The 22,823-nt window shown below is 66.7% G+C and carries 29 protein-coding genes; 16 read left to right on the top strand and 13 right to left on the bottom strand.

Annotated elements, in window-relative coordinates; translation table 11 throughout:
- Nucleotides 1-91: 91 nt before the first annotated feature.
- The 5 genes from RLN94_RS03360 to RLN94_RS03340 all read left to right on the top strand — a co-directional run bounded on the left by RLN94_RS03360 (nucleotide 92) and on the right by RLN94_RS03340 (nucleotide 2,661).
- Nucleotides 92-412, top strand: a complete 321-nt coding sequence (locus tag RLN94_RS03360) for an antibiotic biosynthesis monooxygenase family protein (protein WP_350129506.1) — start codon at nucleotides 92-94, stop codon at nucleotides 410-412.
- Complete coding sequence (locus RLN94_RS03355; RefSeq protein ID WP_350129503.1) at nucleotides 409-726, top strand: DUF5665 domain-containing protein; 318 nt, start codon at nucleotides 409-411, stop codon at nucleotides 724-726. The genes RLN94_RS03360 and RLN94_RS03355 overlap by 4 nt, the downstream gene beginning before the upstream one ends.
- Before the next feature lie 51 nt (nucleotides 727-777).
- On the top strand, nucleotides 778-1,692 hold the full coding sequence (locus tag RLN94_RS03350) for a DMT family transporter (RefSeq protein WP_350129500.1): 915 nt from the start codon (nucleotides 778-780) through the stop codon (nucleotides 1,690-1,692).
- 71 nt (nucleotides 1,693-1,763) lie between these two features.
- On the top strand, nucleotides 1,764-2,171 hold the full coding sequence (locus RLN94_RS03345) for a universal stress protein (RefSeq protein ID WP_350129497.1): 408 nt from the start codon (nucleotides 1,764-1,766) through the stop codon (nucleotides 2,169-2,171).
- Between the two features lie 103 nt (nucleotides 2,172-2,274).
- The gene (locus RLN94_RS03340) at nucleotides 2,275-2,661 is read left to right on the top strand and encodes a PLP-dependent aminotransferase family protein (RefSeq protein WP_350129494.1); all 387 of its coding nucleotides are present in this window, start codon (nucleotides 2,275-2,277) and stop codon (nucleotides 2,659-2,661) included.
- 334 nt (nucleotides 2,662-2,995) lie between these two features.
- Here the strand turns inward: RLN94_RS03340 and RLN94_RS03335 are convergent, their stop codons facing one another.
- A complete protein-coding gene (locus RLN94_RS03335) occupies nucleotides 2,996-3,541 on the bottom strand; it encodes a hypothetical protein (RefSeq protein WP_350129491.1) in 546 nt (181 codons plus the stop codon).
- 118 nt (nucleotides 3,542-3,659) lie between these two features.
- Nucleotides 3,660-4,160, bottom strand: coding sequence for a YdcF family protein (locus RLN94_RS03330; RefSeq protein ID WP_350129488.1), 501 nt, complete (start codon nucleotides 4,158-4,160; stop codon nucleotides 3,660-3,662).
- Nucleotides 4,161-4,421: 261 nt separating this feature from the next.
- Between RLN94_RS03330 and RLN94_RS03325 the strand changes: the two genes are divergently transcribed.
- Complete coding sequence (locus RLN94_RS03325; protein WP_300893978.1) at nucleotides 4,422-4,664, top strand: TFIIB-type zinc ribbon-containing protein; 243 nt, start codon at nucleotides 4,422-4,424, stop codon at nucleotides 4,662-4,664.
- 119 nt (nucleotides 4,665-4,783) lie between these two features.
- On the top strand, nucleotides 4,784-5,539 hold the full coding sequence (locus RLN94_RS03320) for a sulfotransferase-like domain-containing protein (RefSeq protein ID WP_350129485.1): 756 nt from the start codon (nucleotides 4,784-4,786) through the stop codon (nucleotides 5,537-5,539).
- A gap of 9 nt (nucleotides 5,540-5,548) precedes the next feature.
- Here RLN94_RS03320 and RLN94_RS03315 read toward each other — a convergent pair whose 3' ends face one another.
- The 3 genes from RLN94_RS03315 to uvrB form a co-directional block, all read right to left on the bottom strand.
- On the bottom strand, nucleotides 5,549-6,082 hold the full coding sequence (locus RLN94_RS03315; protein ID WP_350129482.1) for a histidine phosphatase family protein: 534 nt from the start codon (nucleotides 6,080-6,082) through the stop codon (nucleotides 5,549-5,551).
- Nucleotides 6,083-6,121: 39 nt separating this feature from the next.
- Nucleotides 6,122-6,373, bottom strand: a complete 252-nt coding sequence (locus RLN94_RS03310) for a hypothetical protein (protein ID WP_350129479.1) — start codon at nucleotides 6,371-6,373, stop codon at nucleotides 6,122-6,124.
- Nucleotides 6,374-6,546: 173 nt separating this feature from the next.
- Complete coding sequence (gene uvrB, locus RLN94_RS03305; protein WP_350129476.1) at nucleotides 6,547-8,748, bottom strand: excinuclease ABC subunit UvrB; 2,202 nt, start codon at nucleotides 8,746-8,748, stop codon at nucleotides 6,547-6,549.
- A 256-nt stretch (nucleotides 8,749-9,004) separates the two neighbouring features.
- On the opposite strand from uvrB, the gene RLN94_RS03300 reads away from it, so the two are divergent.
- The 5 genes from RLN94_RS03300 to RLN94_RS03280 all read left to right on the top strand — a co-directional run bounded on the left by RLN94_RS03300 (nucleotide 9,005) and on the right by RLN94_RS03280 (nucleotide 13,269).
- Nucleotides 9,005-9,316, top strand: a complete 312-nt coding sequence (locus tag RLN94_RS03300; RefSeq protein WP_350129473.1) for an ETC complex I subunit — start codon at nucleotides 9,005-9,007, stop codon at nucleotides 9,314-9,316.
- Nucleotides 9,317-9,396: 80 nt separating this feature from the next.
- The gene (locus RLN94_RS03295) at nucleotides 9,397-10,035 is read left to right on the top strand and encodes a DUF1007 family protein (protein WP_350129470.1); all 639 of its coding nucleotides are present in this window, start codon (nucleotides 9,397-9,399) and stop codon (nucleotides 10,033-10,035) included.
- Nucleotides 10,017-10,982: a nickel/cobalt transporter gene (locus RLN94_RS03290; RefSeq protein WP_350129467.1), complete on the top strand. Its 966-nt coding sequence runs from the start codon at nucleotides 10,017-10,019 to the stop codon at nucleotides 10,980-10,982. Before RLN94_RS03295 ends, RLN94_RS03290 begins: the two co-directional genes overlap by 19 nt.
- 39 nt (nucleotides 10,983-11,021) lie before the next feature.
- Entirely contained in the window at nucleotides 11,022-12,386 is a 1,365-nt protein-coding gene (locus RLN94_RS03285; RefSeq protein ID WP_350129464.1) for an MATE family efflux transporter, read from the top strand.
- A 67-nt stretch (nucleotides 12,387-12,453) separates the two neighbouring features.
- Nucleotides 12,454-13,269: a class I SAM-dependent methyltransferase gene (locus RLN94_RS03280; protein ID WP_350129461.1), complete on the top strand. Its 816-nt coding sequence runs from the start codon at nucleotides 12,454-12,456 to the stop codon at nucleotides 13,267-13,269.
- 9 nt (nucleotides 13,270-13,278) lie between these two features.
- Here the strand turns inward: RLN94_RS03280 and RLN94_RS03275 are convergent, their stop codons facing one another.
- Both RLN94_RS03275 and RLN94_RS03270 read right to left on the bottom strand, forming a co-directional pair.
- Nucleotides 13,279-13,689, bottom strand: a complete 411-nt coding sequence (locus RLN94_RS03275) for a hypothetical protein (protein ID WP_350129458.1) — start codon at nucleotides 13,687-13,689, stop codon at nucleotides 13,279-13,281.
- A gap of 13 nt (nucleotides 13,690-13,702) precedes the next feature.
- Nucleotides 13,703-14,905 carry a pyridoxal phosphate-dependent aminotransferase gene (locus RLN94_RS03270; protein ID WP_350129455.1) on the bottom strand — a complete coding sequence of 401 codons (1,203 nt, stop codon included), beginning with the start codon at nucleotides 14,903-14,905 and terminating at the stop codon, nucleotides 13,703-13,705.
- 126 nt (nucleotides 14,906-15,031) lie between these two features.
- On the opposite strand from RLN94_RS03270, the gene RLN94_RS03265 reads away from it, so the two are divergent.
- The 3 genes from RLN94_RS03265 to RLN94_RS03255 all read left to right on the top strand — a co-directional run bounded on the left by RLN94_RS03265 (nucleotide 15,032) and on the right by RLN94_RS03255 (nucleotide 16,301).
- On the top strand, nucleotides 15,032-15,436 hold the full coding sequence (locus RLN94_RS03265; RefSeq protein WP_350129452.1) for a helix-turn-helix domain-containing protein: 405 nt from the start codon (nucleotides 15,032-15,034) through the stop codon (nucleotides 15,434-15,436).
- Between the two features lie 49 nt (nucleotides 15,437-15,485).
- Complete coding sequence (locus RLN94_RS03260) at nucleotides 15,486-15,710, top strand: succinate dehydrogenase assembly factor 2 (RefSeq protein ID WP_350129571.1); 225 nt, start codon at nucleotides 15,486-15,488, stop codon at nucleotides 15,708-15,710.
- A gap of 90 nt (nucleotides 15,711-15,800) precedes the next feature.
- Nucleotides 15,801-16,301 carry a MarR family winged helix-turn-helix transcriptional regulator gene (locus RLN94_RS03255; protein ID WP_350129449.1) on the top strand — a complete coding sequence of 167 codons (501 nt, stop codon included), beginning with the start codon at nucleotides 15,801-15,803 and terminating at the stop codon, nucleotides 16,299-16,301.
- Here RLN94_RS03255 and RLN94_RS03250 read toward each other — a convergent pair.
- The 6 genes from RLN94_RS03250 to RLN94_RS03225 all read right to left on the bottom strand — a co-directional run bounded on the left by RLN94_RS03250 (nucleotide 16,248) and on the right by RLN94_RS03225 (nucleotide 21,390).
- The gene (locus tag RLN94_RS03250) at nucleotides 16,248-17,030 is read right to left on the bottom strand and encodes a DUF1194 domain-containing protein (RefSeq protein ID WP_350129446.1); all 783 of its coding nucleotides are present in this window, start codon (nucleotides 17,028-17,030) and stop codon (nucleotides 16,248-16,250) included. The two genes, RLN94_RS03255 and RLN94_RS03250, sit on opposite strands and share 54 nt — an antisense overlap.
- Entirely contained in the window at nucleotides 17,027-17,728 is a 702-nt protein-coding gene (locus RLN94_RS03245; RefSeq protein ID WP_350129443.1) for a DUF1194 domain-containing protein, read from the bottom strand. Before RLN94_RS03245 ends, RLN94_RS03250 begins: the two co-directional genes overlap by 4 nt.
- Nucleotides 17,725-18,438, bottom strand: a complete 714-nt coding sequence (locus tag RLN94_RS03240) for a DUF1194 domain-containing protein (RefSeq protein WP_350129440.1) — start codon at nucleotides 18,436-18,438, stop codon at nucleotides 17,725-17,727. The genes RLN94_RS03245 and RLN94_RS03240 overlap by 4 nt, the downstream gene beginning before the upstream one ends.
- On the bottom strand, nucleotides 18,432-18,860 hold the full coding sequence (locus tag RLN94_RS03235; RefSeq protein WP_350129437.1) for a VOC family protein: 429 nt from the start codon (nucleotides 18,858-18,860) through the stop codon (nucleotides 18,432-18,434). Before RLN94_RS03235 ends, RLN94_RS03240 begins: the two co-directional genes overlap by 7 nt.
- Nucleotides 18,861-18,944: 84 nt before the next feature.
- On the bottom strand, nucleotides 18,945-20,351 hold the full coding sequence (locus RLN94_RS03230; protein ID WP_350129434.1) for a surface lipoprotein assembly modifier: 1,407 nt from the start codon (nucleotides 20,349-20,351) through the stop codon (nucleotides 18,945-18,947).
- Nucleotides 20,335-21,390, bottom strand: coding sequence for a thymidylate synthase (locus RLN94_RS03225; RefSeq protein WP_350129431.1), 1,056 nt, complete (start codon nucleotides 21,388-21,390; stop codon nucleotides 20,335-20,337). The genes RLN94_RS03230 and RLN94_RS03225 overlap by 17 nt, the downstream gene beginning before the upstream one ends.
- Before the next feature lie 203 nt (nucleotides 21,391-21,593).
- On the opposite strand from RLN94_RS03225, the gene thyX reads away from it, so the two are divergent.
- Entirely contained in the window at nucleotides 21,594-22,502 is a 909-nt protein-coding gene (gene thyX / locus RLN94_RS03220; protein ID WP_350129428.1) for an FAD-dependent thymidylate synthase, read from the top strand.
- The last annotated feature ends 321 nt before the right edge of the window (nucleotides 22,503-22,823 follow it).

Genomic DNA, 22,823 nt, shown 5'->3' with positions numbered 1-22,823 from the left:
TAAACGAGAGGTTAATCGCCCCGGATCGCGTCTTGCGCGTTGCCCGCGCCGTGCTAGCTGTTAGGCTGTCCGTGCAAGGAGGGAGCGCCCGATGCCCAAGATCGCCACGTCCCAGGATGTCCAGACCGTCATCACCACGTTCGAAATGACCCCCGGCACCTGCCAGGACCTGATGGACGAACTGTCCGCCGCCTACGAGGAATTCATCTCGAAACAGCCCGGCTTCATCGCCGCCGGCCTGCACGTGAACGACGCCCAGACCCGCATCGCCAACTACTCTCAATGGCGCTCGCGGCAGGATTTCCAGGCCATGCTCCGCAGCGAGGAGATGCGCAGGCGCAACCGCAAGATCCACGAGCTGTGCAAGAGCTTCGAGCCGGTGATGTACGACGTGACGGCCACGTTCGGTTGACCCGCTTCCGCCGCAGACGACGACAGGCAGAGCCCGAACCGGCCCCCGAGGACGTGCGCGCCGAGCTGCGCTCGCTCACGCGCGAGGTCTCGCGGCTCAACTCCCACAATTTCATCCGCATGCACAATTCCCTGCCCAAGGTGCTGGCCTTCAACTTCGCCCGCGGGCTGGTTTTCGGGCTGGGCTCGGTGCTGGGCGCCACGCTGCTTTTGTCGATCATCGGCTGGTTCCTGAGCCAGGTGGAGTTCCTGCCGATCATCGGCGACTGGGCCACCCAGATCGCCCGCCAGATCGAAGAGGCGATGTCGCAGTAAAGCGCAGGATCCGGGTCGCCCGGCCGTCGCGCCCGTGCCATCTCTCGGCCCATGACATCGCCCGCCATCACCCCCGCCGCCGCCCTGATGATGGCCGCCCTCGCCACCGTCTGGGGCGGCTCGTTCTTCTTCGCCGAGATCGCGCTGAACCACGTCCCGCCGCTCACTGTCACGCTGCACCGCGTCGGCTGGGCCCTGCCGGTGCTGTTCGTCGTCATCCGCCTGCGCGGCATCGCCATCCCCCGCAGCCCGCGCATCTGGGGCGCCTACCTTGTGATGGGGGCGCTCAACAACGCCATTCCCTTCTCGCTGATCTTCTGGGGCCAGACCCGCATCGACAGCAGCCTCACCTCGATCCTCAACGGCACCACGGCGGTGTTCGGCGCGGTGGTGGCGGGGCTGGTACTGGCCGACGAGCCGCTGACCCCGCGCAAGATCGCCGGCGCGCTCTTCGGGCTGGCGGGTGTGGCGGCGATCATGGGGCCGGGGGCGCTTGCCGGGCTCGACCCCGCCAACCTCGCCCAGCTTGCCATCCTCGGCGCGGCGCTCAGCTATGCCTTCGCCAGCGTCTGGGGCCGCGCCATGCTCTCGGGCACGCCGCCCGAGATGAACGCGCTCGGCATGCTGACGGGCAGCACGCTCCTGATGTTCCCGCTCGTCCTGCTGACCGACGGGGCGCCCACGCTGGCCCTTCCGGGCGCGACCTGGGCCGCGCTGCTGGCGCTCTCCACCCTCTCGACCGCGCTGGCCTACCTGCTCTATTTCGGCATCCTCGCAAGGGCAGGGGCCGCCAACCTGATGCTCGTCACGCTGATGATCCCGCCCGTCGCCGTGGCGCTGGGCGCGGGCGTGCTGGGCGAGCGCCTCTCGCCCGGCGCCATCGCGGGCTTCGCGCTCATCGCGCTCGGCCTCATCGTCACCGACGGGCGGGCCATGGCGCGGCTGAGAGGGCGCCGCGCCGGCTGATCCGGGAACAATGCGGGGCCGGCAGCGGTTTCACAGTCACACCGCGCCGCAACGCGTATTGGAGAGCCAAGATGTACACCCATGTCCTCGTTCCCGTATCCTTCGAAGAAGACCGCGACGCCGCCGGCGCCATGAGCGTCGCCCAGCTTCTGACCGGCGAGACCGGCCGCGTCACCCTGCTGCACGTGATGGAGCAGGTGCCGACCTACGCGATCTCCTACATGCCGCAGGAATACCTCTCCGAAAGCCGCACCGCGATCGACGCCGAACTGGCCGAGATGGCCTCGCGCATCCCCAACGCCCAGGGCATCGTCGTCGACGGCCATGCCGGGCGCACCATCACCGACTGGGCCGACGAGAACGCGGTCGACTGCATCGTCATCGCCAGCCACCGCCCCGGCATGGCCGACCTGCTGCTGGGCAGCACCGCGCACCAGGTGGTGCGCCACGCCACCTGCGCGGTCCACGTGGTGCGATAGGCGACAGGCCCCGGCGACACGAAAAGACTCGCCGCACCGGCCCGGCCGGGCGTATGCTCCAAGGTGCATGCCACGGGGGCATGCGTGCATTTCCGAGGCCAATATGCGTTACCTCAAGTCATTTCTCGCCGCCGGCCTGCTGGCCTTCGCCAGCCCCGCCGCGGCGCAACAGCTGATCGGCGCCTATGCCGCCTTCATCGGCACCGACGACCTCTACAACTCCAAGGGTGCCCGCCTGACCCAGCCGTGGCAGGTGCTGCGGCAGGACCGGGCCAATTACCACCGCTACGGCATCCGGCAGATGGGCGACGAATGGGATCCGTTCTTCGGCAATGTCGACAACCGCACGGCGATGGAACGAATGATCATGAACGGCTCGATGGACCCTGTGGCGCGGCAGAACCTGCTGCAGGGCGGGGCAACGGTCTTCGTGCGCATCTACGGCTCGGGCGGGATCGGGCGGTATGTGGACGTGACGGTGGCGCGGTAGGGGGCGCGGGGGCACGAGAGGAGCGCGGTCCCGGCTCTTGGCCCGGGACAGTTGGCGAGGTCGCGTTCGTCCTGTGTGGATTGTCACCCGCCCGGAACAAGGCCGAAGGCCGCCGGGCGAGCGTCGGCCCGTTCCTGCGGGCAGGCGCTTTGGCGGGTGTCGCGTGACGTTGTTGGGGAAGATGAATTCGGCACCATAAAGCGTGGGCCACTTACGTTGCAGCGCCTCCCCACGGGCCGGCGCTCGCCCGGCGGGGACAGGTTGAGACCAAAGGTCATCCCGCATACGCCGCCAGCGCAGTCCGCTCCCGCATTCTCTGCCCTGGCCCCTCCGGTCACCGTCCTGTTGCGCCGTAGAACATGGGATCTCCGGCAACGCGCAGGCAATGCGTATAATCGGTTATGTCGGTTATGTCGGGAAACTGCTTCCTGTAAGCCCACATCAGTATGCCCATGGCCTCCCAGACCGATGCATCGAACGCGTCACGGTCAGTGCTCAGCGCCTCTGTCCACCGGGACTCCCGAAGCATGTAACGGTCGCCCGCACGGGACAATTCCCAGCTTTCGTCCGGGTCCGGCCCGCGAAACTTTATCGTGTCGAGCCTGTGCATCGGAAGGGCACAGATCACCGTCGCCAACTCGTTGAAAAAACGCATGACCCCGCATTCAGTGTAGCGGTAACCGGTCCCTTCGGCGGAAAACCATACATCCGCACCCAGCAAGGACTGGTAGTAGATCGTGAGTTGGCCGTGGTCGAACAAGTCGGGTGCATAGGACGGCGCCCCCTCCCTTTCACCAAGATGGATTGTAGTGCTCCCCTCGTAAAAGCTTTCAAGGGACGTATCATCGAACGAGATGGTGTTCTCGATAAGTGTAAACATGGCGTCGTCCAAACTCGGGTAGCCGAAACAAGGAAGTGTCGCATGCCGAGGGCGCTGCGTCCATCTGCGGGAACCTGAGTATGGTCAGCGCGATGCCACTGGACCCGTCACTTGACCCTCACCCCCGCCAAAGCCGCACCGCATACACCGCCAATGCTGCCCTCTCCCGCAAATGCAACCGCGCCCACCGCCACAGCGGCACGCCGGTCAGCTCCGGGCAGGATATCTCCGCGTCCAGCCCCTGCCGCCGCGCCGTGAAGCCCGCCCGGCGGGCGTGGAACCCGTCCGTCACCAGCCAGACCGTGCCGATCCCTTCCGCCTCCAACATGGGCCGGGCAAGGCGGATGTTCTCCTCCGTGCTCGCGGCCTCCGTCTCCAGCAGGATCGCCGCGTCCGGCACCCCCGCCGACAGGCACAGGCGGCGGATCGCCTCCGCCTCGGTCACCGGCGCGCCGGGCGGGCCGCCGCTGGCGACGATCCGGGCCACCACCCCCTCGCGGTACAGCCAAGCCGCATGCAACGCCCGTCGCTCCAGCGCCGCCGAGGGGCGGCCACCCTCCAGCACCTTCGCCCCCAGCACGAGGGCGGCCGCGGGGCGGGGGGTGTCATCTGTCTCCATGGCCTCACCATGCGCCATCCGCCCGGGCACTCCAAGCCCCCGTTGCCCCGCCTCCGCACGCCCCGTTAACCGCGCCACTGCACCGCTACAAACACCGACAAAATACCGACGTTATACCGACGCGATACCGACACCGGAAAACCCCGCCATTTCCGCCCGTTAACCCCGATTCGCAGAACCCCGCCCAAATCGTCGCATCCCCTTGCAGATCGGCCCCATACTGCACACCTCATGACTGCAAACCACCAGAGGAGACCCGCCATGCAATGCCCCGTCGACGGAGAAACCCTCCAACTCGCCGAACGCGCCGGCGTCGAGATCGACTACTGCCCGAAATGCCGCGGTGTCTGGCTCGACCGTGGCGAGCTCGACAAGATCATCGACCGCTCGGAACCCGAACCGCCCCAGGCCCGGGTATGGAACGCCGAGGACGACCGCCGCGGCCATGACGGGCGCAAGAAGAAAAAGCGCGGCGGCTTCCTGGAAGAAATCTTCGATTTCTGATACTTGCAGGCCAAAGTTGTCGTGGGGGCCGCGGCCGGTTTCAATGCCGCGTCTCCGGCATTGTCCCGGCCCCGCGCTGCGGCTAGTCTGACCTCCGGATCAACAGGAGGCCAACGGACATGAACAGGATCATCGCGCTCTGGTCGCACCCCCGCTCGATGTCCACGGCGATGGAGCGCGTGATGCGCGAGCGGGGCGACCTGACCTGCGCGCATGAGCCGTTCATGTACTATTACTACCTCAACGTGCTGGAAAAGCCGTTCCCCGGCTTCGACGCCCAGTCGGATCACCCGACCACCTATGCCGGCATCCGCGACATGCTGATCGGCATGGCCGAGGAAAATCCTGTATTTTTCAAGGACATGGCGTACTATGTTCTACCGGAAATCACCAGGGATCCGGCCTTCATGGAACGGGTCACCCATTGCTTCCTGATCCGCCACCCGCTCGCCTCGATCCTCAGCTATCACAAGCTCGATCCGCAGATGTCCAACCAGGAAATCGGGCTCGAGGACGAGTGGAAACTTTACCAGGCCGTCACCCGGGCCGGCCACGACGCCGTGGTGATAGAGGCCGAGACCGTCCGCGCCGACACCCGCGGCACCATGGCCCGCCTGTGGGAACGCGTCGGCCTCGACTTCCGCGAGGAGGCCTTCGACTGGAACAAGAAGGCCCCGCAGGACTGGGAACAGGTCAGCTCGTGGCACGAGCACGCCTCCACCTCCTCCGGCATCCGCGCCGCCGATGCCGAGGAGATGCTGCGCAAGGAGGCCGAGTTCGAGGCCCTGGCCGAAGAGGCGCCGCACCTGCGGGACTACCTGCGCCACCATCTGCCCTTCTACGAACGCCTCTCGCAGGTGGCGCTGCTGCCCTGAGCCACCCGGTCAGGGCGCGATCATGATCGCGCCCAGCACCTCGGCCCCGTCGCCCGTCATCCGGATGATCAGCACCTCGCCCGACCGCGTGCTGCGGCCGGTCAGGCCCGAGATGTTCACCTGGTGCGTTACCATCAACCGTGCCCCGGAAGTCTCTGAAATCAGGGCCTTTGCGGCGTTCGTGCTGGCCTCCTCCTCCGAGAAGTCGTCGAAGAAGGAGTTGAGCGCCGGCGCCTCTTCCACCGGACCGACATCGAGCAGCTCCGCCGTCTCGCGGCACCGGCACCACTGGCTGGTGAAGACCTTGTCGAAGCGGATGCCCCGCTCCCGGAACGCCGCGCCGATCGCCCGCGCCTGGGCCCGGCCCTGCGCGTCGAGATTGCGCTGGGTGGTGCAGTCGCCAAGCGTGAAATCGGCCGGATCGGCGGCACCGGGCGCCAGCGCGTGGCGCATGATTGCGATGGCGCCGGGCTGGTCCAGGGCCTGCCAGTCATTGGCCAGTGCAAAGGCGGGAAAGAACAGGAAGACAAGAAGAAATCGCATGCGCGCAGACTTAGCCGCGCGGCCCGGATTGTCCAGCCCTCAGGGGGCGGCACGGGCGGTGATGCGGAAGCGGTCGCCATCGAAGGCGATCTGCCAGGATTTCGCGGTGATCCCGGTGCCGGCCGCGGTGGTGTAGGGCGCGGTATGCAGCACCTCGCCCGAGAGCGTGCCCGCGGCCCCGCCGCCATCGGCAAAGCGCAGCGTGACCGGGCCACTCACTGGCTCGCCGCTCAGGATGGTGCCGGTCGCGCCGGGATAAAGATGGGTGTTCGTCGCCTCAAGCTCGAGCATCGATGGCCTCCGCACGCTGTCGAAATCTTGAAAAGATTTCGAGCCGCAGTCTTTTCAAAAATGCGCGCCAACCCACGCACCGTGAACGATTTTCCCCGCGGAGCACTCCGGGTTCGCCATGCAACGCAACACCGCGCCGCGCTCGTTTAACCGCGCCTTAACCAACACGTGGTTCAGTGCTTCTTGCGCCGCTTAACGTTGCCGCCGCGCTGGCCGGGCCGTCCGGCGGTTGACCGTCCCTTTGCGCCCACGGCCGCGTCGGAGGCCTTTTCGACCGCCTGCTGCCGCGCCAGCGGGTCGTCATGCACGGCAAGGTCGACGGCCTCGAGCCGCTTGACCTCGTCGCGCAGCCGCGCGGCCTCCTCGAATTCGAGGTTCTCGGCGGCCTTGCGCATCTCGGTGCGCAGCCCGTCGAGATGGGCCTGCAGGTTGGCGCCCACCATCGGCTTGTCGACCTTGGCGGTGACTCGATTCATGTCGACATCGCCCTTGTAGAGCCCCGACAGGATGTCGTCGACATTCTTGCGGATCGTCGCCGGTGTGATCCCGTGCTCCTCGTTATAGGCGATCTGCTTGGCCCGGCGCCGCTCGGTCTCGCCGATGGCACGCTCCATCGAGCCGGTCATGCGGTCGGCATACATGATCACCCGTCCGTCGGCATTCCGCGCCGCCCGCCCGATGGTCTGGATCAGCGAGGTCTCGGACCGCAGGAACCCTTCTTTGTCAGCATCGAGGATCGCCACCAGCCCGCATTCCGGGATGTCGAGCCCCTCGCGCAACAGGTTGATCCCGATCAGAACGTCGAAGGCGCCCAAGCGCAGATCGCGAAGAATCTCAATCCTTTCAAGCGTGTCGATGTCGGAATGCATGTAGCGCACCCGGATGCCCTGTTCATGCAGGTACTCGGTCAGGTCCTCGGCCATCCGCTTGGTCAGCGTCGTCACCAGCGTACGGTACCCCGCCTCCGACACACGCCGCACCTCGTCGAGCAGATCGTCGACCTGCATCTCGACGGGCCGGATTTCCATCTGGGGGTCCAGCAGGCCGGTGGGGCGGATCACCTGCTCGGTAAAGACGCCGCCGGTCTGTTCCAGCTCCCAGGCCGCCGGGGTGGCCGACACGAACACCGATTGCGGCCGCATCGCGTCCCATTCCTCGAACTTGAGGGGGCGGTTGTCCATGCAGGAGGGCAGCCGGAACCCGTGCTCGGCCAGCGTGAACTTGCGGCGATAGTCGCCCCGATACATGCCGCCGATCTGCGGCACGGATACGTGGGATTCGTCGGCAAAAACAATGGCATGGTCGGGGATGAACTCGAAGAGCGTCGGCGGCGGCTCGCCGGGCGCGCGGCCCGTCAGGTAGCGCGAGTAGTTCTCGATCCCGTTGCAGACGCCGGTCGCCTCCAGCATCTCGAGGTCGAAATTCGTCCGCTGTTCTAAGCGCTGCGCCTCCAGCAGCTTGCCCTCGCCGACAAGCTGGTCGAGCCGCGTGCGCAGCTCCTTCTTGATGCCGATGATGGCCTGCTGCATCGTCGGTTTGGGCGTGACGTAGTGCGAATTCGCATAGACGCGGATCTGTTCGAAACTGCCCGTCTTCGCGCCGGTCAACGGATCGAATTCGGTAATCGATTCAAGCTCCTCGCCGAAGAAGCTCAACTTCCACGCCCGGTCCTCGAGGTGGGCGGGCCAGATCTCGAGGCTGTCGCCCCGCACCCGGAAACTGCCCCGCTGGAAGGCCTGGTCGTTGCGGCGATACTGCTGCGCCACGAGGTCGGCGATCACCTGCCGCTGGTCATAGGCGCCGCCCGCCTTCAGGTCCTGCGTCATCGCCCCGTAGGTCTCGACCGAACCGATGCCGTAGATGCAGGAAACCGAGGCCACGATAATCACGTCGTCGCGCTCCAGCAGCGCCCGCGTGGCCGAGTGGCGCATCCGGTCGATCTGCTCGTTGATCTGGCTTTCCTTCTCGATATAGGTGTCCGACCGCGGCACATAAGCTTCGGGCTGGTAGTAGTCGTAATAGCTGACGAAATACTCCACGGCGTTGTCCGGGAAAAAGCCCTTGAACTCGCCGTAAAGCTGCGCCGCCAGCGTCTTGTTCGGCGCCAGGATGATGGCCGGGCGCTGGGTCTCCTCGATCACCTTGGCCATTGTATAGGTCTTGCCCGTCCCGGTCGCGCCCAGCAGCACCTGGTCGCGCTCGCCGCCGTCCACGCCCTGCGACAGCTCGGCGATGGCGGTGGGCTGGTCGCCCGCCGGCTGAAACTCGGTCGCCATGACGAATTTCTTGCCGCCCTCCAGCTTGTCGCGATGCTTCACGTCCGGCGCGGGGGCGTGCATCAGCGGGGCGGTCTTGTCGGAATGGGCGTAGGGCATGGGGCGAATCCTCGGGGGTTGCGCTAGACTTGGCCTCTTTCCCCGCCAGTTCAACCCGCCACGGCGCCGCCGCCGGCCTTCCTGACAGCCGCAGTCAGCATCCCATGCTTTCATTGTTCCGAAAATACTCCCGCCGGAGGCATCCGACCGTGCCGCCGGGCGCCGACGCAACAGGGTGAGCACCCTGCGCTGCATACGCCCTCTTGCCCAGCCGCGCGGATTTTGGAATAACCCCAATGACCCAAGGAGTTCGCCGATGCCAGCCCGTATCTACAAGCCTGCGCGCAACACCATGCAATCCGGCACCGCCAAGACCAGGCACTGGGTGCTGGAATTCGTCAACGAATCCGGCCGCGATGTCGACCCGCTGATGGGGTGGACCTCGTCCTCGGACACGCAGGCCCAGGTGCGGATGCGGTTCCCGACCAAGGAAGCGGCGCTGGAATATGCCCGCGAACACGGGATCGACGCGGTGGTGACCGAACCCCATCACCGCAAACCCAATGTCCGCCCGGGCGGCTACGGCGAGAACTTCGCCACCAACCGCCGCGGCACCTGGACGCACTGAAATCGTCGAACGGGCGCCACGGCGCCGACCGGGCGGCGGGCGGATTGCCCGTTGGCGCGGAGCGTCGTAAGACGGGGCCCGTGCGTGCCTTGCTCCTCATATCGGCCCTGCTGGGCAGCCTTGCCGCCGCCCCGGCGCGGGCACATCCGCATGTCTTCGTCGATGTCGGCCTGACATTCGAAATCGACGGGCAGGGGAACCTGTCCTGGGTCGAGGTGACATGGGCCTATGACGATCTCTTCTCGATGCTGATCCTGTCGGATTACGGGCTCGATCCGGATGGCGACATGCAACTGACCGAGGCGGAGCGGGCGGAGCTGATCGGCTTCGACCTCGCCGACTGGCCCGAGGGGTTCGAGGGCGCGCTCTTCATCGAGACGGCCGGGGGTAAACTGTCGCTCGGCTCGCCCGAGGCGCTGTCGCTGCGGATGGAGGAGGGCCATATCGTCACCCGCCATCGCCGTCCGGTCGCGGCCGAAATGCCCCGGGGGATGACGGTCAGCGCCTATGACCCGTCCTATTATGCCGCCCTGTCGATGATCGGCGAGATGATCCTGCCCGACGGCTGCACCGGCGACCTGACCCGAGCCGACACGGCGGCGGCCGATGAGACGGTCGAGAACCTGGGCAACCCCGACAAGGAGGATTTCTTCGAGACGGTCGAGGTGGGCCGCTTCTATGCCGATACGCTCGAGGTGACATGCGAACCGCTCTCCTGATCGCGGCCGTGCTGATTGCCGGCGCGGCGCTGTGGCTCTGGGCCCTTGGCGGGGCGGGTGACGTGGCCCGCTGGGCGGCCGAAGGCCAGCGCACGACGCAGGAGGCCATGGCGGCGGGGCTGCGCGCACTGCGCGCGGGCGATCCCGGCGCGCTGGCGGCGCTGCTGGGCACTTGTTTTGCCTATGGGTTCTTTCACGCCGCGGGGCCGGGACACGGCAAGGTGCTGATCGGCGGCTACGGGGTGGGGGCCAAGGTGCCGGCGCTGCGCCTGTCGCTGCTGGCGCTGGCCTCGAGCCTTGCACAGGCGGCGACGGCGGTGGCGCTGGTCTATGCCGGGGTGCTGGTGCTGAACCTGTCGCGGCCGGCGATGACGGGGTTTGCCGACCGGGTGATGGCGCCGGTGAGCTACGGGGCCATCGCGCTGGTCGGCCTCTGGCTGGCGGTGCGGGGCGCGCGGCGGGTGTGGGGCTCGGGCCGCGCCCGTGCGGATCACCACCACGATCACCAGCATCATGACCACCACCATCATGACCACGACCACCACGACCACCACGGCCACAGCCACGGCCCCGACGGCCATTGCGACACCTGCGGCCACCGCCACGGCCCAACGCTGGAAGAGGCGGCGGAGGTGAAATCCTGGCGTGACGCGGCCATGCTGGTCGGCTCCGTCGCCATCCGGCCCTGCACCGGGGCGCTGTTTCTGCTGATCCTGACATGGCGCTTCGGCCTCGACGCGGCGGGCATTGCCGGGGCCTTCGTCATGGGGCTGGGCACCGCCTGCGTGACCATCGCGGTCGCCATGGCCGCTGTCACCTTCCGGGAAGGGGCGCTGTCGCGGCTGGCCACGGGGCAGGGCGCCGCGCGGGCACTGCCCCTGATCGAGATCGCCGCTGGTTGCCTGATTGCCGCCATCGCCGGCCAGCTTCTGCTCGCCGCGCTGTGACGTCTTGCCGCGGTCACGCGGCGGGGGTAGGCGATCGGGATGAAGGACGCACTGACATACCGCCAGCACGCACGGGCGACCCTGATGCTGGGCCTGCCGCTGATCGGCAGCCACGTGGCACAGTTCGCCATCACGCTGACCGATGCGGCGATGCTTGGCTGGTACTCGGTCGACGCGCTGGCGGCCGAGGTGCTGGGCGGCACGACCTTCTTCGTGTTCTTCATCATGGGCTCGGGCTTTGCCTGGGCGGTGATGCCGATGGTGGCCTCGGCGCAGGCGGCGGGGCAGGAGGCCCAGGTGCGCCGCGTCACCCGGATGGGCGCTTGGGCCTCGGTGCTTTACGGGCTGGCGGTGCTGCCGGTGCTCTACTGGTCCGGGCCGGTCTTCCGCGCGCTGGGGCAGGATCCGGAGATCTCGGCCCTGGCCGAGGATTACCTGCGGATCGCGGGCTTCGCCACGCTGCCGGCGCTCCTGGTGATGGTGCTGAAATCCTACCTCGCGGCGCTGGAGCGCACGCAGGTGGTGCTGTGGGTCACGGTGGCGGCGGTCGGCCTCAACATCGTCGTGAACTACGCGCTGATCTTCGGGCATTGGGGGTTCCCCGAGATGGGGGTGGAGGGGGCGGCCATCGCCTCGCTCGCGGTCAACATCGCGTCCTTCGTGGTGCTGGCGGTCTATGTCGCCATCGCCACGCCCGAGCACACGCTGTTCCAGCGGGTCTGGCGCCCGGACTGGGAGGCGCTCGGCCGGGTCTTCCGCCTTGGCTGGCCGATCGGCATCACCAACCTCGCCGAGGTCGGATTGTTCGCCGCCTCGACGGCGATGATGGGCTGGCTGGGCAAGCTGCCGCTGGCGGCGCATGGCATCGCGATGCAGGTCGCCTCGGTCATGTTCATGGTCCACCTTGGCCTGTCGAACGCCGCCACGGTGCGGGCGGGGCAGGCCTTTGGCCGGGGCGACGGGCCGGGGCTGAGATCGGGGGCGCTGGTGGTGCTGGCGATGTCGGGGGTGGTCGCACTGGTGACGGTCGCGATCTTCCTGATCTTCCCCGAGCCGCTGATCGGCCTGTTCATGAGCCCGTCGGAACCCAACCGCGCGGGGGTCATCGCCGTGGGCACCGGCCTTCTGGCAGCGGCGGCGCTGTTCCAGCTCATGGATGCGGGGCAGGTGATGGCGCTTGGTTTGCTGCGCGGGGTCCACGACACCCGCGTGCCGATGATCATCGCCGCGATCAGCTACTGGGGTATCGGCGTGCCGGTCAGCTACGTGATGGGTTTCACCTTGGGCTGGGGCGGTGTCGGCATCTGGCTGGGGCTGGCGGTGGGGCTGGCCTTTGCGGCCGTCTTCATGCTGGCCCGGTTCTGGGGATGGTCTGCGCGGAACGTGGCCGCACGGATGGGATAAGGCGCTTGCGTGCGGCGATTCTGTGCTATGCTGCCTCGGTTTGCAGCGTCAGGAAGGGCTGGCCGCCATGAACATCAAGGAATTTATCCCTCTCGAAACCGATGACCGGTCGGGCCCGGACCCCGCCGATACGGGCCTCGGCCGCTTTTCCGGGGCGACCGACATTGCCGTCGGGCCGATGCTCGCCTGCCTCGATCCGGGCTGTGACATGCTCGACCTCTGCTGCGGGCCGGGCAACCTGAGTGCCGCCGCCCACGCCAGGGGCTTCCGGGTGACCGGGATTGATGCCTCGCGCGAGTTGCTGGCCCATGCGCATGACCGGGCGCCCGGCGCGGTGTTCTTCGTCGGTGACGCGCAGCAGATGCCGTTCGACGATGGTGTCTTCGACGCGGTGACCTGCGGCTTCGGCCTTATGCAACTGCCCGACCAGACGAAGGCGCTGGCCGAGGTGGCCCGCGTCCTGCGCCCCGGCGGCCGCTTCGTGCTGGCAAGCTGGCACGGGCCCGATGTCTCGCCCGCCTTTGCCCTGCTCTATGGCAGCGTGCTGGCCCATGGCGCGGCGGGCCTGAAGCGGCCCGACAGCCGCGGGGCCCATCGCCTTTCCCGGGAACGGTCGGCGCGGATGCTGTTCGACAAGGCCGGGCTGACCCTCGACCGGTTCGACACCGTTACCTGTACGTGGGACCTCGACGATCCGGCAGGGGTGATCGACCTCTTCCGGACCGGCGCGCCGCACACCGGCGCCCTGCTGAACGACCAGCCCGAAGAGAACCTGCAGGCCATCCGAAATGCCATCGCCGGCCGCGTGCGCGAGGATTTCGCCCGTGACACCGGCTGGAGGGTGCCGATGCCGGCGGCGCTGGCGGTTGGGACGCGGCGCTGACGGGACGGCTCAGCCGCCCTGTTCCTTCATCATCCGCTCGGCCTTCTTGCGCACCAGGACCGAGCGCAGGTCGTGCATCGCCAGCAAAAGCGCGTCGCTCACCAGTTCCAGCTGCTCGTCGGTGGCCTTGGACTGGGCCCAATGGGTCGTGGTGTTGAGGTAGTCGACCGCCCGGTGAATGTCGTCGATATCCCGGTGGGCGAGGATTTCCAGCCGCTCGGCCATCCATTCCTCGATCACGCTCAGGTCGCGCTCGGTCAGCTCGCGGTCGCCGTGCGGCTTGATCTGGCCGTTGCGAATGTTGACCACGGCGATCTGGTCCATCTCGATCCGCCGCTGGCGGTTCTCGGTATCGACAAGGAATACGAAGGCGCCGTTGTCGCGCACCCGAAAGTAATATTCCGGCAGATCGTCCGACATCGCCCCTCGGTTCTCAGGTCAGCGCAGCGCAGAAATCCGCGATGCGCTTGCAGGCCTCTTTCAGGGCCTCGTCCGAGGTAGCGTAGCTGACGCGGAAGGCCGGGGAAAGCCCAAATGCCGCGCCGAAGACCACGGCCACGCCGGCCTCTTCCAGCAGGGCGGTGGCGAATTCCTCGTCGGTGTCGAGCCTGGTTCCGGCGGCGGTGGTCTTGCCGATCAGCCCCTTGATCGACGGGTAGACATAGAACGCGCCCTCGGGCGTCGGGCACTCGATCCCGTCGATGGCGCGCAGCCCCTTCAGCACGAGGTCACGGCGGCGGCGGAAGGTCTCGTTGTTGGTGGGGATGAAGGCCTGCGTGCCGGTCAGCGCCTCGACCGCCGCCCACTGGCTGATGGTGCAGGGGTTCGAGGTCGATTGCGACTGGATCTTGCGCATCGCCGCGACCAGCGCCTCCGGCCCGCCGGCATAGCCGATCCGCCAGCCGGTCATCGCATAGGCCTTCGAGACGCCGTTGCAGGTAAGCGTGCGGTCGTAGAGCGCGGGCTCGACCTGCGCGGGCGTGCAGAATTCGAATCCGCCATAGGCGAGGTGCTCGTACATGTCATCGGTCAGAACCCAGACATGCGGGTGCCGCATCAGCACATCGGTCAGCGCCTTCAGCTCGTCCCACGAGTACCCCGCGCCGGTGGGGTTCGAGGGCGAGTTGAAGATGAACCAGCGGGTCTTGGGCGTGATCGCCGCCTCCAGCGCCTCGGGCGTCAGCTTGAAACTGGTCTCGATCCCCGCCGGCGCGATCACCGGCTCACCGCCCGCCAGCAGCACCATGTCGGGGTAGCTGACCCAGTAGGGCGCGGGGATCACCACCTCGTCGCCGGGGTTCAGCGTGGCCATCAGGGCGTTGTAGAGGATCTGCTTGCCGCCGGTGCCGATGCTGACCTGCTTCGGCGTGTACTCCAGCCCGTTGTCGCGCCGGAACTTGGCGCAGACCGCCTCCTTCAGCTCGATGATGCCGTCAGGCGCGGTGTAACGCGTCTTGCCCTCCTCGATGGCGCGAATCCCGGCGGCGCGGATGTTTTCCGGCGTCGGAAAGTCGGGTTCCCCGGCGCTCAGGCCGATCACGTCCTTGCCGGCGGCCTTCATTTCCTGCGAAAGCGCGGTGATCGCCATGGTCGGCGAGGGCTTGACGCGGGCCAGTGTCTCGGAAAGGGAAATCATTTGGCACTCCGGTTGGAATAAGCGCGCGAACGCTCTATAGTCAGGGTTCTGGTTCATTAGTGACAAACCGGAGCATTGACCGGTTGTAAAGGCCCGACTCCCGAAAGACGAAAGAAAGGACTTCCCATGAACGCCCAGACAGAGGACGGTTGGTACGACCCGGACGCAACAACCTTCGGCGACCGCGTTGCCGGGGCGCGCGAACAGGCCGGCATGAGCCAGTCTGACCTGGCAAAGCGGCTCGGCGTCAAGCTGAAGACGCTGAAATCCTGGGAAGACGACCTGAGCGAGCCGCGCGCCAACAAGCTGTCGATGATGGCGGGCATGCTGAACGTCTCGCTGCTGTGGCTGCTGAGCGGCGAGGGCCCGGGCCCCGACGGCCCCGATGACGCGACCGAGCTGTCGCCGGACGTGACCGAGCTGTTGATGGAAATCCGCGACATCCGCTCGCAGCTTGCATTGTCGGCGGATCGGCTTGGCCGGCTCGAGAAATCGCTGCGCGCCAAGCTGCGCGAGGAAGCGATTGCCTGAGTCCCGACCCGCCGGCGAGACCGCCGAGGCCCGGCTGAAACGCTTGCGGATGCGCTCGATGCGGCGCGGCATCAAGGAGATGGACATCATCCTCGGCCGGTTCGCCGAGAGCGGGCTCGACACGCTCGATGCGGCCGAGCTCGACCTGTATGACGCACTGCTATCCGAGAACGATCACGACCTCTACCAGTGGGTCACCGGCCAGAGCGCCCCGCCGCCGCCCTACGCGGCGCTGATCGACCGGATCGCGCGGGTCAGCACCCCGGCGAATTGAGTCGATTTTTATCTATCGGCCCCGCGTTTACCACTTATTGGGCATTTGCAGGCTATCACCGGTTCCGAGCAGTCACGCACGGAGCCGAGAATGAGTTTGCAAAACCCCCCTCTGCTGTCGCCCGAGCAGCAAAGCTTCATGTCGGGTTATCTCGACTCGCTGGCGCTGGTCGAGCGCTTGCACCGGCTTCTGCTGGACGTGATCAAGGACGAGTTTGAACGTCTCGGCGTGCTCGAGATCAACGCGGTTCAGGCGCTGTTGCTGTTCAACATCGGCGACAACGAGGTGACGGCGGGCGAGTTGAAGACGCGCGGCTATTACCAGGGCAGCAATGTCAGCTACAACCTCAAGAAGCTGGTCGAGATGGGCTACATGCACCACCAGCGATGCGAGATCGACCGACGCTCGGTTCGGGTGCGGCTGACCGAAAAGGGGCGCGGCATCCGCGCGGTCATCTCGAAGCTGTTCGCCAGCCATGCCGAAGGGCTGCAAAGCAACGGCGTGCTGGGCAATGACGGGATCGACCAGATCAACAGCTCACTGCGCCGGGTCGAGCGGTACTGGGCCGACCAGATCCGCTATATCTACTGACGGCGCCGCCCCGGCCGGGTCGCCTGAGACGGCGGCGGGCTGAAGCTCCCGTATCAGCTTGCGGCGCATGGCCTCGGCGAAATCCTGGTAATCCAGCGCCGCGACCACGAAGGCGCCCGGGCCCCGGATGACGTAGGACTGGTAATATCCCATCAACGATTTGACGTTGTGGCGGTTCTTCGTCGTGTTCGACGGCCCGTCCGGCCCGATCACCAGCCCGTTGATGATCACCGGGCCGGATTCCTCCGGCGCGACCAGCCGGGGATGGCGGCCGATATTCGACGGGCCGTCGCCGGAAATGTCGAGCGTCATCCGCCAGCATTCCGACTGTTGTTGAAGCTGGGCCGCGCCGAAGACCATCGCCGCGCCGATTGCGGTGGACGGGTTGTTGACCGGCACCGCCTTGGTGGCCTGCAGCACCTCCGCCGCAGCCAGCAGGTCGGCGGGGCCGGACACGTACTGCCAGGGGATCACGACGCGCTGGTGGCCTTGCGCGCTCCATTCGAACACCATCAGCCGCACCGGCGCCTCGGGATACAGCAGGAAGGCCTCCTGCACCTCAGGGTCGAGCAGGGCCGCGGCCAGGCCGTCCAGTTGCAGACGGTATTCCCACATGTCGACCGAGCCCGACACGTCGAGCCCCAGCGCCAGTGCCTGACGGCAGGCGGAATGCGCCGGGGCGGCCAGCATCGCCGTCAGCAGCAGCAGGAGGCGCGCCGCCGCCCTCATCCGCGCCGCCGCCGCGCGCCGGCGTCGCCCAGCATGACGTCGTTGATTTCGCGGTACAGTTTCTTCGTCATCGCGGCGCGGAAATCGTCGAACCCGTTGGCGATGACCAGGAAGGATTGCGGCCCGCGCAGCACCTCCTTGCGGTAGTAGTCGGCCACGCCGTCATAGCCTTCGAGGATCACCAGCCCGTTCACCGTGATCCCGTCGAACGGAAAACTCCGATACGCCGCCGCCGGCCCGTACCCGTAATTGTTGATCCCGTCGCCCGAGATATCGACCACCCGCCGTTCGCACGCGGGGGCGCGCCGCATCATTTGCGCGGCAAATCCGAGGGCCTGGCCGATGGCGGTGGGATAGCCCTCGTGACTGCGCGACATGGTGCCCACGGCCACGACCGCCCGGTCGATATCGCGCGCCGTGCGCAACAGCGACCAGTCGAGATGCAGCTTCTGCTGATGAAACCCGCTCCATTCGAAGACCGCCAGCGCCACGTTACCGTGCCCGCCATAGAGGATGGCGTGGCGGACGTCCGGGCTGTCGAAGGCGGCGGCCAGGCCCAGCCGCTGCAGCTCGTACTCATGGGCATCGACCGAGGAGGAGACGTCGAGCGCGAGGATGAGCGCCAGCCGGCAGGACGCCGCGGCGGGGGCCGCCATCACCAGGCAGGCCACCGCCAGCAGCGCCCGCGCGCCCCTCATCCGGGCACCCGCCGGGGCAGGGTATGCGGCACGCGGCCGAGGATGATGTCGTTGATTTCGCGGTAGAGTTTCCTGGTCATCGCCTCGCGGAACTCGGGGAACCCGTGGGCCACGACCATGAAGGCCCCGGCACCGTGCAGCACCTCCGCGCCGTAATAGGACAGCACGCCGGGATCATCGCCCAAGATGACCAGCCCGTTCACGGTCACGTCGCTCAGCGGGAAATGCCGGTAGGCCTCGCGCGGGCCGTAGCGGTAGTTGTTCACCCCGTCGCCCGAGACGTCGATCACCCGCCGCTCGCAGCGCGGGGCCCGCTTCAGGAGCGTGGCGCCATAGCCGATGGCCGGGCCGATGGAGGTGGGGAAGTTGTCGTGGCTGCGCTCCATCCCGGCAAGGGTCGCGACCGCCCGGTCGATCGCGGCGGGCGAGGTCAGCGGCAGCCAGTCGAGTTGCAGCTTGTGCTGGTTGAAACCGCTCCATTCATAGACCGCCAGTGTGACGTAGCCGCCCGCGCCGGTCAGGATGGCGTGGCGCACCTCTTCCGCATCCAGTGCCGCGGCCAGCCCGGTGCGTTGCAGGGCATATTCCTCGGCATCGACCGAGGAGGACACGTCGAGCGCGAGGACAAGGGCAAGGCGGCAGGCGGCTTGCGCCTGCGCCGTGGCCGCCCACAGAAGGCAGGCGGCCAGAAAGCCGGCGGCCCTTACCAATGGCCGGTGTTTTCCATGCTGGCCCAAGGCTCGGCCGGTTCAAGCGCCTCGCCCTCCTGCAGCAGTTCGACCGAGACGTTGTCGGGGCTGCGCACAAAGGCCATGCGCCCGTCGCGGGGCGGGCGGTTGATGGTCACGCCGTTATCCTGCAGGTGCTGGCACATCTCGTAGATATTGCCGACGGAGTAGGCGAGGTGGCCGAAATGGCGGCTGTCATCGGGCAGCGCGTCGTCGCCGTCCCAGTTGTAGGTCAGCTCGACCGGGCAATCCTCGTGCCCCTCGGGCGCCATGAAGACCAGCGTGAAGCGGCCGCCTTCGCTGTCCATGCGCCGGGTTTCCTTCAGCCCCAGCAGTTCGTAGAATTTCATCGATGTTTCGAGGTCCTTCACCCGGACCATCGTGTGCAGATAGCGTACCCGCATCCAGCGTCTCCTGTCAGTTTCTGCGTTCAGACAAAGGATAGACGGCTGGCGCGCCCTGTCGAGGGGGAAGGGCAGGCGGGGCGTTCAGAATTCCGAGCGGATGCCGAAGGACACGGCGGTCTGGTCGACATCGAAGCGGCTGATGTTCGAGCGGCTCTTCTCGGCATTGACCGTGACGACCGGCACGAAGCCCATGTAGCTGTAATCGGTGAAGGTGGCGGTCACCCCGCCGAACCAGGATTCGTCGGTCCGGCCGCCGCGCACCGGCAGGAGGACCCAGTATTGCTCGTAATCGAGAATGCTGTGGCCCAACGAGACGCTGACCTCTGCCGGCCCGATCTCGCGCCCCAGCGTGTAGCTGGCCACGAGTGACCATTGCTGCGAGGCGCGGTTGCGCCCCTCGCTGTCGACGTCGCGGTACTGAAGCTGCGCGCCCAGCTCGCCACCGGTCCCGAGCGCGTAGCTGAGCCCGGTGAAGACCGAGTAGACCGTCGCGTCGGTGACCGGCACGGTCTTGTCGAACTGTTGCTCGACATGGGTGCCGAGGGAGAGGTTCAGCCTGTCGGTCAGCTTTTGCAGCCGCTGCACGCCGAGGCCCGCGAAGTCGTAATAGGGCGAGCCGCCATACCATGTGCGGCCGCCGTTGATGTCGAAGCTCCAGTAGCCGCTTTTGCCCGGGGCCCAGAGATGGCGCAGGCCGAGCTGCGCCCGGAGCGAGGAGATGTCGCTGCCGCTGAAGCCGGGCACGGGGTCGTTGAAGCGCACCTCGCGCGACAGGAGCCGGCCGGTGATGTGGGTTTCGTGCCCCTCGCTTTGCTGCACGCGGTAAGCGCCGCGGATGTCGGTCTTGGCGACGACGCCGCTGATCGCCCGCGCGCTGGGGCTGAGCGTGCCCACGAGGGGCGAGCCCTCGATCAGGTTGTAGGGGCTGTTCGAGCCGTTGTTGACATTGTCGGACGGGTTGACCGAGAACAGGAATTCGACGCGCAGGGGGTTGGTGCGTCGGACATTGCGGAAGGCTTTCACGTATTTTTGGCGGATGTCGTCGTTCGGGGCGTAATGCACCGCCCGCCGCAGCCAGAGCTGAGACACGGTATAGCTGTCATCGGCAAAGGACAGCTCGGCCGCCAGCTTGGCCGCCTCGAAGCGCTGCACGTCGGTGCTGGCGACGCGATAGGCGCGGGCGGCGGATTGGCGGCCGGTCTTGTAATCCTTCATCTGGCCCAGGGCATGGGCGCGCAGGAAATGGGCGTGGCCGTTCTCGGGGTTGGCCGCGATCAGCCCCTCGGTCAGCTCGAAGGCCGTTCGGGATTGCCCCTGCCTCAGCGCCTGCTGGGCCAGCGCCTGGGCGTGCGGCAGGGAAAGCCGGACCATTCCGCCTTGCGACGCGGCCGCGGTTTCCTCGGCATGCGGCTGGCCGGCCCCGCCCGCAAGGACGAGGCCGGCCAGACAGATGGCGAGCCGGCGGGCAGCCTTACGGCGTTCCGGCATCGGGATTGACGCTGTTGCAGATGGCCGGGGAACCGGGCGCGCCGCACTGGTCGAGCACGAAGACGCCGCTTTCCAGTTCGGTCTCGAGGCCGAGGTTTTCGGTGGCCCCGTCGAACTCGTTCAGGTCGACCGCGCCTGCCACGCTGCCGGCATCGGTGCCGCCGAAGACGCCGGAATAGGTGCCGATCTGGGTGTTGGCCGTGGTGCCCGCAAGCGGGTCGCGCGTGTCGTATTCGACGGTGCCTGCGAACGTGCCGTTGGCCTCGATATCGGTGACGACCAGCACCACCGAAGGCAGGTCGGAGACGACGTTGAGGTTGGTGTCGAGCAGTTCGCGGTTATAGATGTTGCCCTCGACCGTGTTGTCGGCGAAGTCGGCGTTGATGAAGGCGTCTCCGTGGATGACCATCGCCTGCGGCACCAGAAGCTCGGGGTCTGTCACCCCGGTGGGCAGAAGGTCGCTGCCGTTGGGGTCGCCCACATTGGTAACCGCCACGTAGCGCCCGGCATAGGTGACGAGGCCGCTGTCTTCGGTCACTTCCGGGGGATCGTAGGCGCCGTCGCGGTCGAAATGCGCGCCCATGAAGGCGCGGTTGCGCGGCCCGGTGCTGGCCACCGCCGCGGCGCGGACGGAACCGTCGGTGCTTTCGCGGGCATAGGCCGTGTAGTGCCGGTCGAGCGGGTCTTCCTGGATGGTGAAGGCGACGTAGCCGTCCTGATCGAGCCCGGGGGCCCGCCGGTAGGTCGCGCTGTAGGGGACCTCGTCGAGGTTGACCCCTTCGACGATCAGCGTGCCGTTGGCCGCGTCATAGGTGACGTTCCTGACATCGCCGGCGATCTCTGTCGGGACGTCGACCGAGGTGTCGATCGTGGTGCCGCCGCCGGTATTGCCGCCATCGTTGCCGCCGTCCGTGCCGCCATCGGTGCCACCGTCCGTGCCACCGTCGTCGGCGGCGGGTTCTTCTGCGAAAGGATTGCTGCCGGACCCGCACCCCACGAGAAGGGCGCAAACCAGCAGGCTTGCCACTGTCTGTTTCATGCTGTCACTGCCTCAATCAGTGTATTTTTTGTGTTTTGAATGAAATTCAGGACATTACACCGCGAAGTCAATGTTTTCCTTTACACGGATTCCGGGAAAGGAGGGGGTGTTGCAGCTCAGCCGATACCCGATATTGAAGTTTCTCCCGGCGCCCCCGCAAGATATAGTTGGCCCCGACTCACTCTTGTGGAAAGGACCAGGCGATGCCCCTCAGCCCCGAGCAGCAGGCCGAAATCGACGCGCAGCGCAACAGCCGGCAGGAAACCCGCCGCGTGGTGTCAGAGGGGATGGAGGCGCATCTCTACACCGCCTACCCGGTGCTCGACCACGGGTTCATCCGGGTGATCGACTACATGGGCGACGATGCCGCCATCTGCCAGGCCGCCCGGGTGAGCTATGGGCGCGGCACCAAGTCGGTGACGAATGACGAGGGGCTGATCCGCTACCTGATGCGGCACTGGCATTCGACGCCGTTCGAGATGTGCGAGGTCAAGCTGCACGTGAAGCTGCCGGTCTTCGTGGCGCGCCAGTGGATCCGGCACCGGACGGCCAACGTCAACGAGTATTCCGCCCGGTATTCCATCCTCGACCGGGAGTTCTATATCCCGGCGCCCGAGCATCTTGCAGCACAGTCGGTGGTGAACAACCAGGGGCGGGGCGAGGCGCTGACCGGGGAGGAGGCGCAGCGGGTGCTGGAATATCTCAAGGCGGATTCCACGCGTGCCTACGACCATTACGAGGAGATGATCGGGCAGGAGGGCCAGCAGGGGCTGGCGCGGGAGCTGGCGCGGATGAACCTGCCGGCGAATATCTATACGCAGTGGTACTGGAAGGTCGACCTGCACAACCTGCTGCATTTCCTGCGGCTTAGGGCGGATGCGCATGCGCAGTACGAGATCCGGGTCTATGCCGAGGAGATCTGCAAGGTGGTGGCGGACTGGGTGCCCTTCGCCTACCGCGCCTTCGAGGATTACCGCATGGGGGGTGCGACGCTGTCGGCCACGGCGCTGGAGTGCGTGCGGCGGATGCTGAAGGGGGAAGAGGTGACGCAGGAGAATTCCGGCATGTCCAAGGGGGAGTGGCGGGAGTTCCAGGGGGTATTGGAAGGTTAATGAAACGTTAACGGACGGGCTTGAATGGCCGGGTTCGTTGACGGGCGGTGTTGGTTTAGGTGTAGGATGAACCTTTGAATGATCCGTTAAGGTTGCAGGGCGTTGCAATGGCAGGGGTAGGGTGGTTGCGAACCCACCGACGGTGGAGATTAATGGGGTGTAGGGCAGGTGGGTTGGCACCCACCCTTGTCTCTTTGATCTGTGTGATATTCGGTATCGGCAGGCGAGACCCCGTCCCACCCTTGGTCCTTGAGACCGTCGCGTAGCCTGGGGCTCGTCTGCCGACCGTTGTCAAACCTGAACAGTTGCCAGGGAGGGCTG

The organism is Roseovarius sp. (genome assembly GCF_040223625.1).
In the GTDB taxonomy this organism is placed as follows: Bacteria; Pseudomonadota; Alphaproteobacteria; order Rhodobacterales; family Rhodobacteraceae; genus Roseovarius.
Note: the sequence above shows the minus strand (reverse complement) of the source record. Positions and strands in the feature narration are given on the sequence as shown.

Bases quoted from the DNA above. Each gene is read 5' to 3' on its own strand.
- RLN94_RS03360 (WP_350129506.1), top strand. From the start codon at position 92: ATGCCCAAGATCGCCACGTCCCAGGATGTCCAGACCGTCATCACCACG.
- RLN94_RS03350 (WP_350129500.1), top strand. From the start codon at position 778: ATGACATCGCCCGCCATCACCCCCGCCGCCGCCCTGATGATGGCCGCC.
- RLN94_RS03345 (WP_350129497.1), top strand. From the start codon at position 1,764: ATGTACACCCATGTCCTCGTTCCCGTATCCTTCGAAGAAGACCGCGAC.
- RLN94_RS03340 (WP_350129494.1), top strand. From the start codon at position 2,275: ATGCGTTACCTCAAGTCATTTCTCGCCGCCGGCCTGCTGGCCTTCGCC.
- RLN94_RS03335 (WP_350129491.1), bottom strand. From the start codon at position 3,541: ATGTTTACACTTATCGAGAACACCATCTCGTTCGATGATACGTCCCTT.
- RLN94_RS03330 (WP_350129488.1), bottom strand. From the start codon at position 4,160: ATGGAGACAGATGACACCCCCCGCCCCGCGGCCGCCCTCGTGCTGGGG.
- RLN94_RS03325 (WP_300893978.1), top strand. From the start codon at position 4,422: ATGCAATGCCCCGTCGACGGAGAAACCCTCCAACTCGCCGAACGCGCC.
- RLN94_RS03320 (WP_350129485.1), top strand. From the start codon at position 4,784: ATGAACAGGATCATCGCGCTCTGGTCGCACCCCCGCTCGATGTCCACG.
- RLN94_RS03315 (WP_350129482.1), bottom strand. From the start codon at position 6,082: ATGCGATTTCTTCTTGTCTTCCTGTTCTTTCCCGCCTTTGCACTGGCC.
- RLN94_RS03310 (WP_350129479.1), bottom strand. From the start codon at position 6,373: ATGCTCGAGCTTGAGGCGACGAACACCCATCTTTATCCCGGCGCGACC.
- uvrB (WP_350129476.1), bottom strand. From the start codon at position 8,748: ATGCCCTACGCCCATTCCGACAAGACCGCCCCGCTGATGCACGCCCCC.
- RLN94_RS03300 (WP_350129473.1), top strand. From the start codon at position 9,005: ATGCCAGCCCGTATCTACAAGCCTGCGCGCAACACCATGCAATCCGGC.
- RLN94_RS03290 (WP_350129467.1), top strand. From the start codon at position 10,017: ATGCGAACCGCTCTCCTGATCGCGGCCGTGCTGATTGCCGGCGCGGCG.
- RLN94_RS03285 (WP_350129464.1), top strand. From the start codon at position 11,022: ATGAAGGACGCACTGACATACCGCCAGCACGCACGGGCGACCCTGATG.
- RLN94_RS03280 (WP_350129461.1), top strand. From the start codon at position 12,454: ATGAACATCAAGGAATTTATCCCTCTCGAAACCGATGACCGGTCGGGC.
- RLN94_RS03275 (WP_350129458.1), bottom strand. From the start codon at position 13,689: ATGTCGGACGATCTGCCGGAATATTACTTTCGGGTGCGCGACAACGGC.
- RLN94_RS03270 (WP_350129455.1), bottom strand. From the start codon at position 14,905: ATGATTTCCCTTTCCGAGACACTGGCCCGCGTCAAGCCCTCGCCGACC.
- RLN94_RS03265 (WP_350129452.1), top strand. From the start codon at position 15,032: ATGAACGCCCAGACAGAGGACGGTTGGTACGACCCGGACGCAACAACC.
- RLN94_RS03260 (WP_350129571.1), top strand. From the start codon at position 15,486: ATGCGCTCGATGCGGCGCGGCATCAAGGAGATGGACATCATCCTCGGC.
- RLN94_RS03255 (WP_350129449.1), top strand. From the start codon at position 15,801: ATGAGTTTGCAAAACCCCCCTCTGCTGTCGCCCGAGCAGCAAAGCTTC.
- RLN94_RS03250 (WP_350129446.1), bottom strand. From the start codon at position 17,030: ATGAGGGCGGCGGCGCGCCTCCTGCTGCTGCTGACGGCGATGCTGGCC.
- RLN94_RS03245 (WP_350129443.1), bottom strand. From the start codon at position 17,728: ATGAGGGGCGCGCGGGCGCTGCTGGCGGTGGCCTGCCTGGTGATGGCG.
- RLN94_RS03235 (WP_350129437.1), bottom strand. From the start codon at position 18,860: ATGCGGGTACGCTATCTGCACACGATGGTCCGGGTGAAGGACCTCGAA.
- RLN94_RS03230 (WP_350129434.1), bottom strand. From the start codon at position 20,351: ATGCCGGAACGCCGTAAGGCTGCCCGCCGGCTCGCCATCTGTCTGGCC.
- RLN94_RS03225 (WP_350129431.1), bottom strand. From the start codon at position 21,390: ATGAAACAGACAGTGGCAAGCCTGCTGGTTTGCGCCCTTCTCGTGGGG.
- thyX (WP_350129428.1), top strand. From the start codon at position 21,594: ATGCCCCTCAGCCCCGAGCAGCAGGCCGAAATCGACGCGCAGCGCAAC.